Raw genomic sequence first — 13,434 nt, 5'->3', positions numbered from 1 at the left:
GTGTAAGTTAGAAACGGAACGGCCCGGGCAAACCCGGGCCGATCTGTTTGTGGGGGATCGCCAGGCCATCTCCGCATCACATGTCGGCAACATGGCCAGGCGCATCGTTCGCCGGATTCCCCCTTCCGCCGGTTTCCAATGTCTCTCCCCTTGCGCCTCGCCCTGCTGCCCACGCTGCTGGCCAGTGCGGGTGCCTTCGCCACCTGCCCCGCGCCGCCGCCCGGCCAGCCGGACATCCGCGCGCTTGGCTACTACACCGACAAGGTCGGCTCGGTGATCGACCCGGCACTGCACCAGCAGAACGAGGATGCCACTGCGCCGCTGGACCGCTATGCCGCCGACGTGGCGCGCATGAGCGATGACTACCTGCGGACCAGTGACCCGGCAACGGCGCAGTGCACGCTGAGCTGGTTGGGTGCTTGGGCCGACGACGGCGCCATGCTCGGGCAGATGATCCGGGTCAATAACGATCAGTCGTTCTACATGCGGCAGTGGATGCTCGATGCGGTAGCCATGGCCTACCTGAAAGTGCATGACCAGGCCAACCCGCAGCAGCGTGCGCGTATCGATCCGTGGCTGCAGAAGCTGGCACGGGCCAATCTGGCGTACTGGGACAATCCGAAACGGCGCCGCAACAACCACTACTACTGGGGCGGGCTGGGCGTGCTGGCCACCGGACTGGCCACCGACGACGACGCCCTGTGGCAGGCCGGCCACGCCGCGTTCCAGAAGGGCATCGATGACATCCAGGACGATGGCAGCCTGCCGCTGGAGATGGCCCGCGAGCAACGGGCCCTGCACTATCACGACTACGCATTGGCGCCACTGGTGATGATGGCCGAGCTGGCGCGGCTGCGCGGCCAGGACTGGTATGCCAGCAAGGACCATGCAATTGACCGCCTTGCCCGCCGCGTCATCGAAGGCAGCAAGGACCCTGCATGGTTCAACCAGCACACCGGCGTTGCCCAGTTGCCCCTGCAGGCCAGCGGCTGGGTCGAGTTCTACCGCCTGCGCTCACCTGACGGCGGCGTGTTCGACGCCGCGCATGCACGCGGCCCGTTCCACTCGCCACGGCTGGGCGGCGACCTTACGCTGATGGCCACGCAGGGCATCGTGCGCACGCCGCTGCGTTAGCAGCGCGCCTCAGCGGGCTTTCGGATGCAGCAGGCGCTGGAACTCGGCGACGGTGCACCCCTGAGCCGCGCACCCCGGCACACGCAGCACGACGCGGCCCGGCGGCTGCGCGTTGGCCAGCGGCAGCGCATCGCGCAGCTGCGCGGTGGTCGGGTAGACGTAGGCCAGGCGGATCCGTTCCACCCCGCTGTGGCGATCACGCCAGCGTTCGAACTGCAGCAGGCCACCGATCGGTGTCTTCTCGTACTGCCCCGGCAGGCTGTAGTCGCTGATTCCCAACGCCGCCAGCACGGAACCGATATTGGAATCGTGACCGACCAGCAGGGTCACCTTCGGCGACGCCGGGTCGTCGAACAACGCATTCACTCTTGTCAGCAGCGGAGCGGCCACATCCCGCGCCACCTCGGGCGTTCCGAACAGGATGTCCTGGTAGCGGTTGCGGATCTGCGCCAGCGCCTGCCATTGCGCCTCGGTGGTCAACCGGCCCCAGCCTTCGCGGGGGATGCCACTGCCCTGGTAGTGCTCCATCAACAAGGCATCGACCAGCCCGCTGGCCAGCGCCAGTGATCCGGACGCGCGAGGCTCCTTGCCCGGTTCCGTACTGAAGGTGGTATCGGCCAGCGCCAGATGGCAGTCGCTGTGCCCCTTGCATGCCGCCGACTGCGGATAGCGGGTGATCTCTTCCACCACGGACAGAGCCGGTGCCAGGTCCGCTGCGGCCAGCGCTCGCTGCATTGATTCCAGCGCGCGCGTGCGGAAGGTCGTGTCACCGTTGTGGATCACCGGATCGAACAACGGATCCATCGAGCCCAGCGGCATGCGCTGTTCGACCGCAACATGGCAGCCCGGGAAAGCACCGGCAACGAAGAACTGCGCGGTGGCCTGGGTGCGCTGCAGGCTGTTGGCGTACGCGTGGAAGTCATCCTCCTGCGGGCAACCCGTCACCGGCAACAGCTGCGCCTGGCGCAGCCACTGGGCGATGTAGCGGCCCATGTAGACCTCCAGCACGCCTCCCTTGGTGGTCAGCTCGCCCGGTGCCACCTCCCAGCGCGGCCAGGTCTCGGGCGTCGCATTGGCCAGCGCGCCGGAGGCCACCACCGGCGCGCGCAGGTTGTGACGGCTGAGCAGGACGACCTGCTTGAGCTGGTCGCCGTCCATGGGTGCCGGCGCAGCCGTGGCAACCGTGGCAACCGTGGCAACCAGGCTGAGTGCCAGCAACAGGGAGCGCAGGGGGCGGATCATGCAGGTCTCCGGAAACACGCTGGGGTCAGAGCCCTTTCCTGCAGAAAGGGATCCGACCCCGAAGCGATCATTGATCGGCAGCAACAAATCCACCGGTCTGCCGCGCCCACAACCGTGCGTACAGGCCACCGGCCGCAATCAGCTCGGCATGGGTGCCGGTCTCCACGATGCGTCCCTGGTCCATCACCACCAACCGGTCCATGCGCGCGATGGTCGACAGCCGGTGCGCGATCGCGATCACCGTCTTGCCGCCCATCAGCTCATCCAGGCTGTCCTGGATCGCCGCTTCCACTTCCGAGTCCAGTGCCGAGGTTGCTTCGTCCAGCACCAGGATCGGGGCGTCCTTCAGCAGCACGCGGGCAATGGCGATGCGTTGGCGCTGGCCGCCGGACAGCTTCACGCCGCGCTCGCCGACATGTGCGTCGTAGCCACGACGCCCCTGCCCGTCCACCAGCGTATCGATGAAGGCTTCGGCACGTGCCTTGGCCACCGCAGCGCGCAGCTGCTCATCGGTCGCGTCTGGACGGCCGTACAGCAGGTTGTCGCGGATCGAGCGGTGCAGCAGCGAGGTGTCCTGGGTGACCACACCGATCTGCTGGCGCAGGCTTTCCTGGGTGACGTAGGCAATGTCCTGGCCGTCGATCAGGATGCGGCCGCTTTCCAGGTCGTACAGGCGCAGCAGCACATTGACCAGGGTCGACTTGCCGGCCCCCGAAGGACCGACCAGGCCGATCTTCTCGCCCGGCTTCACCACCAGGTCCAGGCCTGCGATCACGCCACCCTTCTTGCCGTAGTGGAAGTGGATGTCCTGGAAATGCACGCCGCCACGGGTCACCTGCAACGGCACTGCATCCTCGCGGTCCTGCACGGTCAGCGGCTGGGCGATGGTGGTGATGCCATCCTGCACCGTGCCGATGTCCTCGAAGATGCCGTTGATGGTCCACATGATCCAGCCGGACATGTTGTGGATGCGGATCACCAGGCCGGTCGCCAGCGTGATCGCACCGACGGTGATGTGGCCGCCATTCCAAAGCCACAGCGCCAGCCCACAGGTACCGGCGATCAGGAAACCGTTGACGATGGCGATGGTCAGGTCCATGCCGGTGGTCACCCGGGTCTGCGCGCGGTGCTTGACCGCCAGTTCCTGGATCGACTCGGCCACGTAGGCCTGCTCGCGCCCGCCATGGGCGAACAGCTTCAGCGTGGGAATGTTGGTGTAGCCATCGACGATGCGGCCCATCGCCTTGGAACGCGCTTCGGACGCAATCCAGGCCCGTTCCTTCGCGCGCGGCACGAAGTAGACCATGATCACCGCATAGGCCAGCAGCCACAGGATCAGCGGCACCATCAGCCGCCAGTCGGCCTGCGCGAACAGGTACAGCGCGGTGCCGGTATAGACCACGATGTACCAGAGCGAATCGACCATCTGCACCGCCGACTCGCGCAGCGAGGTACCGGTCTGCATCACCCGGTTGGCGACGCTGCCGGCGAAGTCGTTCTGGAAGAAGCTCAGGCTCTGCCGCACCACATAGTTGTGCATCAACCAGCGCGAGCGGTTGCTCAGGCCGGGCACGATGGCCTGGTTGACCAGCAGGTTGTGCAGGCCGACCAGGATCGGACGCGCGATGACCGTGATGAACAGCATCCAGCCCAGGTCGTTGGCATGGCGCTTGAAGAAGTCGGCACCGGGCTGCTCGGCGACCATGTCGACGATGCGGCCCAGGTAATCGAACATCGCCACTTCCACCAGCGCCAGCAGCAGGCCGGCGATGAGCGTGGCCAGCAGCACCGGCCACACCGGGCGCAGGTAGTGCAGGTAGAACGGCAGCACCTTGCGCGGAGGCATCCGCCCGTCCACGGGTGGGAACACCGGAATCAGGGATTCAAACCAACGGAACATCGCATTCCCTCGCCATCTTTAGCTGGCGGAGTATCCCATGCCGCATGTGTACGCCGGCCGACGATCGCTGCGGCTGCGGTCGTGCCGGCCGCTGGCCGGCACCCTTGCGACGCATCCGGGGATCATGAGGTTGCCGGCCAGCGGCCGGCACTACCCATCGGATTCGTCGAACGTCAGCGCCGGGCCACGCCCGGCGGCGTCATTTCACTGGGGTGAACAGCAGGTCCTGGAAATCGAAACTGAAATCGGTCAGGTCGGAAATCGGCTGCATACGCACCTCGCGCACCTTGCCATCCGGGTCCAGGCTGAAGTTCACGAACGCGTCGGCGTTGAGCGAACGGTCGTCCCAGCGCACGATGAAGGTGTCGTGCTGCCAGTGCTCCAGGCGTCCGCTCAGCTGCGCGGTCTTGGCAAAGCGCAGGCGCAGTCCCTTGCCCTCGGCACTGACCTGCATGTCGCCATACCAGCGGTCGCGGAACGTGCCTGTGTAGCCGGCCAGCGCCAGCGACGGCCTGCTGCCCTTGTCGCGCGCGCTCCGGTGCTTGGCCCACGCCTCGTCGGCCTTGTCCTGTCCCTTGGCCACGGCCTTGGCATAGGCGTCCACCCAGTCATGCTTTTCACCGCCCAGGTAGGCATCGAGCACACTCAGGGTGATCGCATTGAACGCCGCGCCCACTTCCTGATTGGTCAGCACCACCACGCCCAGTTTCTCGCCCGGTACCAGGGTCAGCCGCGAAACCATGCCCGGCCAGCCACCGGTGTGCCAGACCAGCTTCTGCCCGCGGTAGTCGCTCAGGCTCCAGCCTTCGCCATAGCCGGCGAAGTTGGCCCGCGCCGGTGCCAGCTCCGGCACGCTCGGCGCCGGGATCGACTGCGGCGTGATCATCCGCCACATCTGCTGCTGGCTCTTCTCGGTGAACAACGGCGTGCCGTCGGCCAGTTTGCCTTCGGCCAGCTGCACCTGCATCCAGCGCGCCATGTCGTGCGCGCTGGAATAGATGCCGCCGGCGCCGGCATTGTTCGACCAGGTCAGCGGCGCGACGGTGCGCAGGTCCTTGAAATCGTACTTGGCGTGGCCGACCGCGGCCTTGTCGCCTGGCTTCAGGTGATCGGCGTTGTAGCGCGTGCCGGCCATGCCCACCTTGTCGAAGATGCGGGTCTGCAGGAACTGCTGGTAACTCATGCCGGAAACATGCTCGATCACCTGCTGGGCGACCGCGTACAGGATGTTGTCGTACGCATAGCCCTCGCGGAATCCACCCTTCAGCGGCACCTTCCCGAGCCGTTCCACCACTTCGGCATTGCTGTAGGAGGTGGTCGGCCAGAACAGCAGGTCACCGGCACCCAGGCTCAGTCCGCTGCGATGCGACAGCAGGTCGCGGATCGTCATCTGGCCGGTCACGAACGGATCGGACATGCGGAACGACGGCAGGTGGTCGATCACCTTGTCGTCCATCTTCAGCTTGCCGTCCTCGGCCAGCAGGTTCAGCGAGGTGGCGGTGAACGCCTTGGTGTTGGACGCAATGGCAAACAGCGTATCGGCCTGCACCGGTTCCGGCTTGCCCTGCTCGCGCACGCCCCAGCCGCGCTCCAGCACCACCTCGCCATCCTTGACCACCGCCACCGCAATACCGGGCACGTCGAACTGCGCGCGCACGCGCTCGACGGTTGCATCCAGCTCCTGCAGCTGCGCCGGGGTGGCAGCGCTCGCCATGGTCGTGCACGCCAGCAGCACGGCTCCTCCAATCCAGGGTTTCATCCAGCACGATCTCCGAACAGGGGTGGCGGCCATGTGCAGGCCGTCACCGGGGTTTCGCGGGATGGTAACGTTCTGCGTTGCACCCTGCCCTGTGCCATAGGAGGGGTGTCATGGGCGAGAACGGCCAACCGAGCAGCGGCTCCACCATCATTCCGTGCCTGCGCTACCGCGATGCGCAGGCTGCCATCGACTGGCTGCAGCGCGCCTTCGGCTTCCATGCCCAGGCCGTCTACGCCGATGGCGATACGGTGTTCCATGCGCAGCTGACCTTCGGCACCGGCATGATCATGCTGGGCTCGGCCAGCAACCAGAGCGCGTGGAGCGAGCATGCGGCGATGCCTGATGAGGTCGGCGGCCGCCAGACGCAGAGTGCCTGCGTGATCGTCACCGATGCCGACGCGCACTACGCCCGGGCCAAGGCCGCCGGTGCCCGAATCGTCATCGACATCGCCGACCAGGACTACGGCGGCCGTGGCTATGCCTGCGCCGACCCGGAAGGCTACCTGTGGTGGTTCGGCAGCTACGACCCGTGGCGCGCGGACCACGGCCAGTGACCGCCGGAGCGATCCGCTGCGGCATCGGTGGCTGGGTGTTTCCCGAATGGCGCGGCGGCGTTTTCTACCCCGTAGGCCTGCCGCAGCGTGAAGAACTGGCCCACGCCAGCCGTGCCCTGCGTTGCATCGAAATCAACGGCACCTTCTACCGCACGCCCACCGCCGCGCAGTGCGCGCAGTGGGCCGCACAAACGCCGGAAGGCTTCCGGTTTTCGATGAAGGCGCCACGCTACCTGGTGCAGCGCCGCGACCTGTCCAGCACGGTCGAGGCGGCCGCGCCCTTCCTGCAGGCGGCGACCGCGCTCGGTGACCGGCTGGGCCCGCTGCTGTGGCAGTTCGATCCACGGCATCCGGCCGACGCCGAAGCACTGGAACGGCTGATGGCACAGCTGCCGAAGCATCTGGACGGGGTGCCGCTGCAGCATGCGCTGGAGGTCCGCAACGCCGAGGCACATGGCCCGGCACTGGTCGACGCCGCCCGCCGCCACGGCGTGGCGCTGGTGATCGAGGACAGCGACGAGGCGCCATTGCACGGCGATGTCAGTGCCGGCTTCGTCTATGCGCGGATCAAGCGCAGCCAGGCCCGCTTGAACGAGGGCCTGCCGGCGCCCGTGCAGCAGCGCTGGGCCGAACGCGCACGCCGCTGGTCATGCGGTGAACCAGTGGATGACCTGCCCTGCCTGGCCGCGCCAGCTCCGGAAACCCCGCGCGAGGTCTACCTGCTGTGCATCGGCGCGGGCAAGGCACGCAACCCGGCGGCGGCGATGGCCCTGCAGCGGCGGGTTGGCCAGGGCAGCGATCCCGCACGCGGGTAGCGCTGCGACGTTCGCCTTGCCTCACAATAGGCGGATGAGCACACCCGACACCCGCAAAGCGCTGTGGCAGATCCACTTCTGTGTCCTGCTGTGGGGCGTCACCGCCATCCTCGGCAAGCTGATCACCCTGCCCGCATTGCCGCTGGTGTGGTGGCGCATGCTGCTGGTGACGGCGATGCTGGCCCTGCTGCCGCGGGTCTGGCGCGGGCTGCGCACCCTGCCCCTGCGGCTGGTGGCCGGTTACGCCGGTATCGGTGCGCTGGTCGCCCTGCACTGGCTGACCTTCTACGGCGCGGTGAAACTGGCCAATGCCTCGGTGGCCGCCACCTGCATTGCACTGGCCCCGGTGTTCACCTCGATCATCGAACCCTGGGTCGCCAAGCGGCCGTTCCAGCTACGTGAACTGGCGTTCGGCCTGGCGGTGCTGCCGGGTGTTGCGCTGGTGGTCGGTGGCGTGCCCGATGGCATGCGCCTGGGTGTCTTGATCGGCGCGATATCGGCGCTGCTGGTGGCGGTGTTCGGCTCGCTCAACAAGCGCATGGTCAGCCACGCCGATCCGCTCACGGTCACCGCCCTGGAGCTGGGTGCCGGCACCCTCACCCTGACCCTGCTGGCACCGCTGATGCCCTACCTGCTGCCAGCACTGGCCAGCCCGCTGTGGGTGGTCCCGAATCTGCACGACGGCATCCTGCTGCTGGTGCTGGCCGGGTTCTGCACGCTGCTGCCGTTCGCCCTGGCCCTGGTCGCACTGCGCCACCTGAGCGCCTATACGGTGCAGTTGGTGACCAACCTGGAACCGGTCTATGCGGTGGTGCTGGCGGTGGTGCTGCTGCGCGAGCAGCACGAGGTCACGCCGTGGTTCTACCTGGGCGTGGCCATCATTGTCGGCGCGGTGTTCCTGCATCCGCTGCTGAACCGCCGCAAGCCGGTGCAGCACCCGGAAATCCTTGGCACGGCCGAAGCACGCAACATCGCCGATTGAATGCATCCGCGCATGGCGTGGATCTACCGGATCCGGATCGATGACTCAACGCTGCGGCCAATGCCAGGCCGGCGCATCCAACAGGCCCTGCCCGCTCAGCAGCGTGCGGCCCTGTTCCTTGTGCAGATGCAGCGAGTGGCAGCCCGGCGCCTGCTCCAACGCCGCGATCAGCCGGCTGGCGTGTGACACCACCCACACCTGGCTGCGCGCACTGGCGGCGATGATCAGCCGCGCCAGCGCCGGCAGCAGGTCCGGATGCAGGCTGGTCTCCGACTCGTTCAGCACCAGCAGCGGCGGTGGCCGCGGCGTGTGCAGTGCCGCGGCCAGCAGCAGGAATCGCAGGGTACCGTCAGACAATTCGGCCATCGACAACGGCCGCAGCAGCCCGGGCTGGTGGAATCGCAGGGCCAGTCGACCGTCCAGCTCTTCGAAGCCGACCGTGGCGCCGGAGAAGGCATCATCGACACTGCGTGCCAACGCGACCGGATCTCCGATCTCGAGAATGGTCACCCAGGCCGCCGCCAGATCCCGCCCGTCGTGATGCAGCACCGGCGTGCGCGTTGCCATCGCCGGTTGTCGCGCCGGGGCATCGGCGTCGCTGCGGAAATGATCGTAGAAGCGCCAGCGACGGATGTACTCACGCAGGGCGATGGTTTCCGGCATGCGCTGCGGATCGCCGACCTGGGTGAACAGGCTGTCGAACAGCGACAACCGGTCATCCACGAGATCCCAGCCGTGCGCATGGCGTTGGCGCACCATTGCCCCACGGCGATCGACCAGCAGGTTGGCGCTGCGCAGGAACGGCCCGGCCCAGATCGCCTCCGCCTTGATCTGCGGATCCAGCGCAAACGCGGAACGGCTGGGTGGCGGGTAGCCCAGGTCGATGGCATAGCCGAACTCGTCGGTGGTGAATCCCAGCTTCAGCCCCACTGACGCCTGCCGGGGCCCGCCCTGCAGCGGGATCTCGCCGGCCGCGACCCGGCGATCGATGGATTCGGGGCCGGCCCACAGCGCCGAACCAAGTCCCCCTTCGCGGGCCAGCACCGCCGCGACGCCGCCCTGGGCGGTTTCCGCCAGCAGGCGCAGCGCGCGGTACAGGCTGGATTTGCCACTGCCGTTGTCACCGGTGACCACGTTCAACGGCTGCAGCGGCAGTACCAGCCCGTGCAGCGAGCGATAGTGAGCGATGGCCAGGGTCTGCAGCATGGCTGGTGTCCGTGGAAACAGGGACGTCATGCTGGCCGGTTCTGATCGCAGGAGCTGCGACGCCAAGTGAAACGGGAAGAGCATCCACGCATGGCGTGGATCTACTGGAGCGGCATCGAATCATCCACGCGTCGCATGCGTTCAGCGCGCGAACCGCCGTGTTTCAGCCCGCCAGCTCCACCCGGTTGCGACCGTTGCCCTTGGCCCGGTACAGCGCCTTGTCGGCGCGCGCCAGCATCTCATCCACGCTTTCACCGGGCTGGTGCTGGGCCACACCAATGCTGATCGTGACCGGGAATCCCAGCGGCAGATCCGCCACGGCCAGGCGCAGGAACTCGCATTGCAGTTCGGCCGTGCGCAGATCAGTGCCCGGCATCACCGCCACGAACTCCTCCCCGCCATAGCGCGCGGCCATGCCACGGCCGGCAAAATGCGAACGCAGCAGCACGCCCAGCTCAGCCAGTACCCGGTCGCCGGTGGCGTGGCCCTGGAAGTCATTGATGTGCTTGAAATGATCGATGTCCAGCAGGGCCACGCAGGCTACTCCCGGTTGCCCATCGATCTCCGCCACCGCCTCTTCCAGTGCCGCTGCCATCGCGCGGCGGTTGGGCAGGCCGGTCAGCGCATCGGTGCGGCTCTGTTCGGCCAGGTCGGCATTCTGCGCCAGCAGCACGTCCTGGTACTCCGACAGCAGGCGCTCGTAGTCATCGCGTTCCAGCATGTGCTTCTGGATGTCGAGCGCGAAACGACGCAGCTCCATCACCAGCATCACCTGCCGTGACAGCGCGGCCAGCGCCTCGGCCTTGTCGCTGGGCAGGTGCTGCGGCTGTGCATCGAACACGCACAGCGTACCCAGCGGCAGGCCATCGGAACTGATCAGCGGCGCACCGGCGTAGAAGCGGATGTGCGGGTCGCCGGTCACCACCGGGTTGTCGTGGAAGCGGATGTCCTGCAACGCATCCTCGACCACCATGATTTGGTGCGGCTGCAGGATGGCGTGGCCACACATCGATTCGCTGCGCAGGTTTTCCGCCGCGTCGATGCCCTGGATCGACTTGAACCATTGCCGTTCGACGTCAATCAGGGTCACCGCTGCCATCGAGGTACCGCAGACCGCCTTGGCGATCGCCACCAGGTCGTCGAATGACTTCTCGCGCTGCGAATCAAGGATCCGGTAGCGGTACAGCGCCTGGAGCCGAAGGGCTTCGTTGGCAGGCTTGTCGGGCTTGATCATGCAGCGTCACGTTCCGGCAGGTCACTGCAAAGTCTAGCTGATGCCGGCGCGTAAACCGCACGACGGGTAGTGCCGGCCGCTGGCCGGCATCCCGCACTCATTCGATGCCTGGAGCAGCCGGCCAGCGGCCGGCACTACCGCGCGTTACCAGTCCAGCTGCTTCGGCAGCAGGCCCTGCAGTTCCTGCTCGGTCAGGTTGCGCCACTGGCCCGGCTTCAGCGCGCCGATCTTGATGTTGTCGATGCGCACGCGGCGCAGCTGGGTCACGCGATAGCCGAATTCGGCGGCCATCAGGCGGATCTGCCGGTTCAGGCCCTGCTGCAGGGTGATACGGAAGCCGAACTTGGCGATGCGCGAGGTCTTGCACGGCAGCGTCATCTGGTCGTGGATGCGCACGCCGCGCGCCATGCCGCGCAGGAACTCATCGGTGACCGGCTTGTTCACCGCCACCAGGTATTCCTTCTGGTGGCCATTTTCGGCGCGCAGGATCTGGTTGACGATGTCGCCGTTGCTGGTCATCAGGATCAACCCCTCGGATTCCTTGTCCAGGCGGCCGATCGGGAAGATGCGCTGTTCGTGGCCGACGAAGTCGACGATGTTGCCCTTGACCGAAGTTTCGGTCGTGCAGGTGACGCCTACCGGCTTGTTCAATGCGATGTAGACGTGGCGGCGGGCGCCGGGCTTGCGTGCCACGCGGGCGCGCAGCGGCTGGCCGTCGACCAGCACCTGGTCTTCCTCGCCCACCACCGCGCCGGTACCGGCCGGATGGCCGTTGACGGTAACGCGGCGCGCGGCGATCAGGCGATCGGCCTCGCGGCGGGAGCAGAAGCCGGTGTCGGCGATATGTTTGTTGAGTCGGGTGGTCATCGGCCCATTATCCGGCATCGCCGCCCGCTGCGCTTCATGCCAGGGCGGGCGGATCGAGCTCCTCGCCGTCGAAGAGCCGGTTGCGGCCCGCCCGCTTTGCCACGTACATGGCATGGTCGGCGCGCCGCAGCAGCCCGGCCAGATCGTCTTCGCCCGGTCGCCACTGCGCCAGGCCGATGCTGGCGGTTACCTCCAGCCCCGGCACCTGCAGGGCCTGGCCAGCCTCGGTGATGCGCTGGCGCAGGCGGTCCAGCCGCGCCGACGCCGCCTCGCGCGGCATGCCGGGCATCAGCAGCAGGAACTCTTCGCCGCCCATCCGCACCACTTCGTCCTGGCTGCGTACCGCCGCGCGCAGGGCACGCGCCACCGCCACCAGCACCTGGTCGCCCACTGCGTGGCCGTGGCGGTCGTTGATGTCCTTGAACAGGTCGATGTCGAGGAAGCCGATCACCAACGGGCCGCGCTCACGGTCCACCCGTTCCAGATGGCGGGCCAGCTGCTGCAGTCCGGCGCGACGGTTGGGCAGCCCGGTCAGGCCATCGGTCTCGGCCAGCTGGCGAAGTTCATCACGCTGCTGGCGCAGCCGGCCCAGCCGCTGGTTCAACGCATACGCGGCCATCATCAACAGCCAGGTCACCGCCAGCTGCAGCGCCTCCACCCGGTATTCCAGCAGCCACGCCGCACCACAGGCATCGGCGATGATCAGTACCAGCATCGGTGCCAGCGCGGCCAGACCCGCCTGTGCCCAACGGTCGCCGCGCCAGCGTGCCCAGACGCCGACCATCAGTGCCAGGCCACATCCGGACAGATAGGACACCTGCAAGCCCTTCGCGACCCAGGCCAGATGCTCCCAGCGCAGCCACGGCACCAGCACGGCCAGCGCCATCAGGGTCCACAACACCGCCAGTTGGGCCGGGCGCGATCGAGGCAGCACGCGGTCGCCTCCGTTCAGCCGCCACAGCGCCGGCAGCACCAGTGCCTGGGTCGCAGCGGTCAGCGCCAGCAGCCACCAGGCGCCGTGCTCGCCCACCGGCAGCCAGGGTTCCGGATAGCCGCTCAGCCCGCCGAGGATGGCCTGCCACAGCACCATCACGGTGGTGCCGGCGATGTAGACCAGGAAACTGCGGTCCCGGGTGGTCAGGAAGGCCATCAACGCCGACAGCGCCAGCGCGATCGCCACCGCGATGCAGGCCGCGCGCACCAGCAGGCGGGCGGTGTCGTTCTGCTGCACCGGGCTGGGCGCGCCCAGCCGCAGGGTCGGTACCCAACGTGCCTTCAGCGGTGTCTGCCAGGAGACCAGGAACGGCTCATGGCTGCCGGCCGGCGGTACCGCTACCAGGCCGATGCCAGCCCGGAAACGTGAATCGCGGGTGCGCGCGTCGTGCATGTTGCCGCAGATCTCGCGGTCGCCATGCTGGACGCGCACTTCACCGGCAAAGACGTTGAACACGTCCAGCGCCTGCGGTTGCCCTGACCAGCCCTGCGGCGGAGCCGGTACCAGCACCTGCTGGCGGGCGCCGGACAGCATCTGCGGCGTGCATGCGCGGTGCGGCGTCGGCTCGTCGGTAGCGCCGCCGACCAGGAGATAATCATGGCCCGACACGGCCTCTGCAGCCTGAAGCGGCCACGGCAACGCCAACCACACCATCAGGACGGCCAGCACCGCTCCTGTTCCATACCGCCACTGCCTGCCGCCCACGCCACGTCCTGTTCCTGCTTACGTCCGCGCCCACTGCGCGCC

At 67.5% G+C, this 13,434-nt stretch carries 11 protein-coding genes; 4 read left to right on the top strand and 7 right to left on the bottom strand.

Going from position 1 to position 13,434, the window contains the following annotated elements:
- The first annotated feature begins 138 nt into the window (after positions 1-138).
- Complete coding sequence (locus Q9Q79_RS06535) at positions 139-1,134, top strand: polysaccharide lyase (RefSeq protein ID WP_201863810.1); 996 nt, start codon at positions 139-141, stop codon at positions 1,132-1,134.
- Positions 1,135-1,143: 9 nt separating this feature from the next.
- Here the strand turns inward: Q9Q79_RS06535 and agp are convergent, their stop codons facing one another.
- From agp to Q9Q79_RS06520, 3 genes are all read right to left on the bottom strand, one after another.
- Positions 1,144-2,376, bottom strand: a complete 1,233-nt coding sequence (gene agp, locus Q9Q79_RS06530) for a bifunctional glucose-1-phosphatase/inositol phosphatase (protein ID WP_201863812.1) — start codon at positions 2,374-2,376, stop codon at positions 1,144-1,146.
- A 67-nt stretch (positions 2,377-2,443) separates the two neighbouring features.
- Positions 2,444-4,276: a multidrug efflux ABC transporter SmrA gene (gene smrA, locus Q9Q79_RS06525; RefSeq protein WP_012479597.1), complete on the bottom strand. Its 1,833-nt coding sequence runs from the start codon at positions 4,274-4,276 to the stop codon at positions 2,444-2,446.
- 199 nt (positions 4,277-4,475) lie between these two features.
- Positions 4,476-6,035 (bottom strand): serine hydrolase, encoded by a 1,560-nt coding sequence (locus Q9Q79_RS06520; protein WP_065183064.1) that lies wholly within the window; start codon positions 6,033-6,035, stop codon positions 4,476-4,478.
- Positions 6,036-6,145: 110 nt separating this feature from the next.
- On the opposite strand from Q9Q79_RS06520, the gene Q9Q79_RS06515 reads away from it, so the two are divergent.
- Genes Q9Q79_RS06515 through Q9Q79_RS06505 form a run of 3 tightly spaced genes read left to right on the top strand, consistent with a single transcriptional unit; the run spans position 6,146 to position 8,386 of the window.
- On the top strand, positions 6,146-6,589 hold the full coding sequence (locus Q9Q79_RS06515; RefSeq protein ID WP_005408713.1) for a VOC family protein: 444 nt from the start codon (positions 6,146-6,148) through the stop codon (positions 6,587-6,589).
- The gene (locus tag Q9Q79_RS06510) at positions 6,586-7,404 is read left to right on the top strand and encodes a DUF72 domain-containing protein (RefSeq protein ID WP_049454693.1); all 819 of its coding nucleotides are present in this window, start codon (positions 6,586-6,588) and stop codon (positions 7,402-7,404) included. The genes Q9Q79_RS06515 and Q9Q79_RS06510 overlap by 4 nt, the downstream gene beginning before the upstream one ends.
- 34 nt (positions 7,405-7,438) lie before the next feature.
- A complete protein-coding gene (locus Q9Q79_RS06505; RefSeq protein ID WP_012479593.1) occupies positions 7,439-8,386 on the top strand; it encodes a DMT family transporter in 948 nt (315 codons plus the stop codon).
- Positions 8,387-8,431: 45 nt separating this feature from the next.
- Here the strand turns inward: Q9Q79_RS06505 and Q9Q79_RS06500 are convergent, their stop codons facing one another.
- The 4 genes from Q9Q79_RS06500 to Q9Q79_RS06485 form a co-directional block, all read right to left on the bottom strand.
- The gene (locus Q9Q79_RS06500; RefSeq protein WP_201863814.1) at positions 8,432-9,592 is read right to left on the bottom strand and encodes an AAA family ATPase; all 1,161 of its coding nucleotides are present in this window, start codon (positions 9,590-9,592) and stop codon (positions 8,432-8,434) included.
- 163 nt (positions 9,593-9,755) lie between these two features.
- Positions 9,756-10,826, bottom strand: a complete 1,071-nt coding sequence (locus Q9Q79_RS06495; protein WP_012479591.1) for a sensor domain-containing diguanylate cyclase — start codon at positions 10,824-10,826, stop codon at positions 9,756-9,758.
- 144 nt (positions 10,827-10,970) lie between these two features.
- Positions 10,971-11,693, bottom strand: a complete 723-nt coding sequence (locus tag Q9Q79_RS06490; RefSeq protein ID WP_005408708.1) for a pseudouridine synthase — start codon at positions 11,691-11,693, stop codon at positions 10,971-10,973.
- Positions 11,694-11,727: 34 nt separating this feature from the next.
- Positions 11,728-13,392, bottom strand: a complete 1,665-nt coding sequence (locus Q9Q79_RS06485) for a diguanylate cyclase (RefSeq protein ID WP_201863816.1) — start codon at positions 13,390-13,392, stop codon at positions 11,728-11,730.
- Positions 13,393-13,434 lie beyond the last annotated feature (42 nt).

The organism is Stenotrophomonas sp. a6, assembly GCF_030913325.1.
Lineage (GTDB): Bacteria > Pseudomonadota > Gammaproteobacteria > Xanthomonadales > Xanthomonadaceae > Stenotrophomonas > Stenotrophomonas maltophilia.
This window is presented reverse-complemented; position numbering and strand designations above follow the sequence as displayed.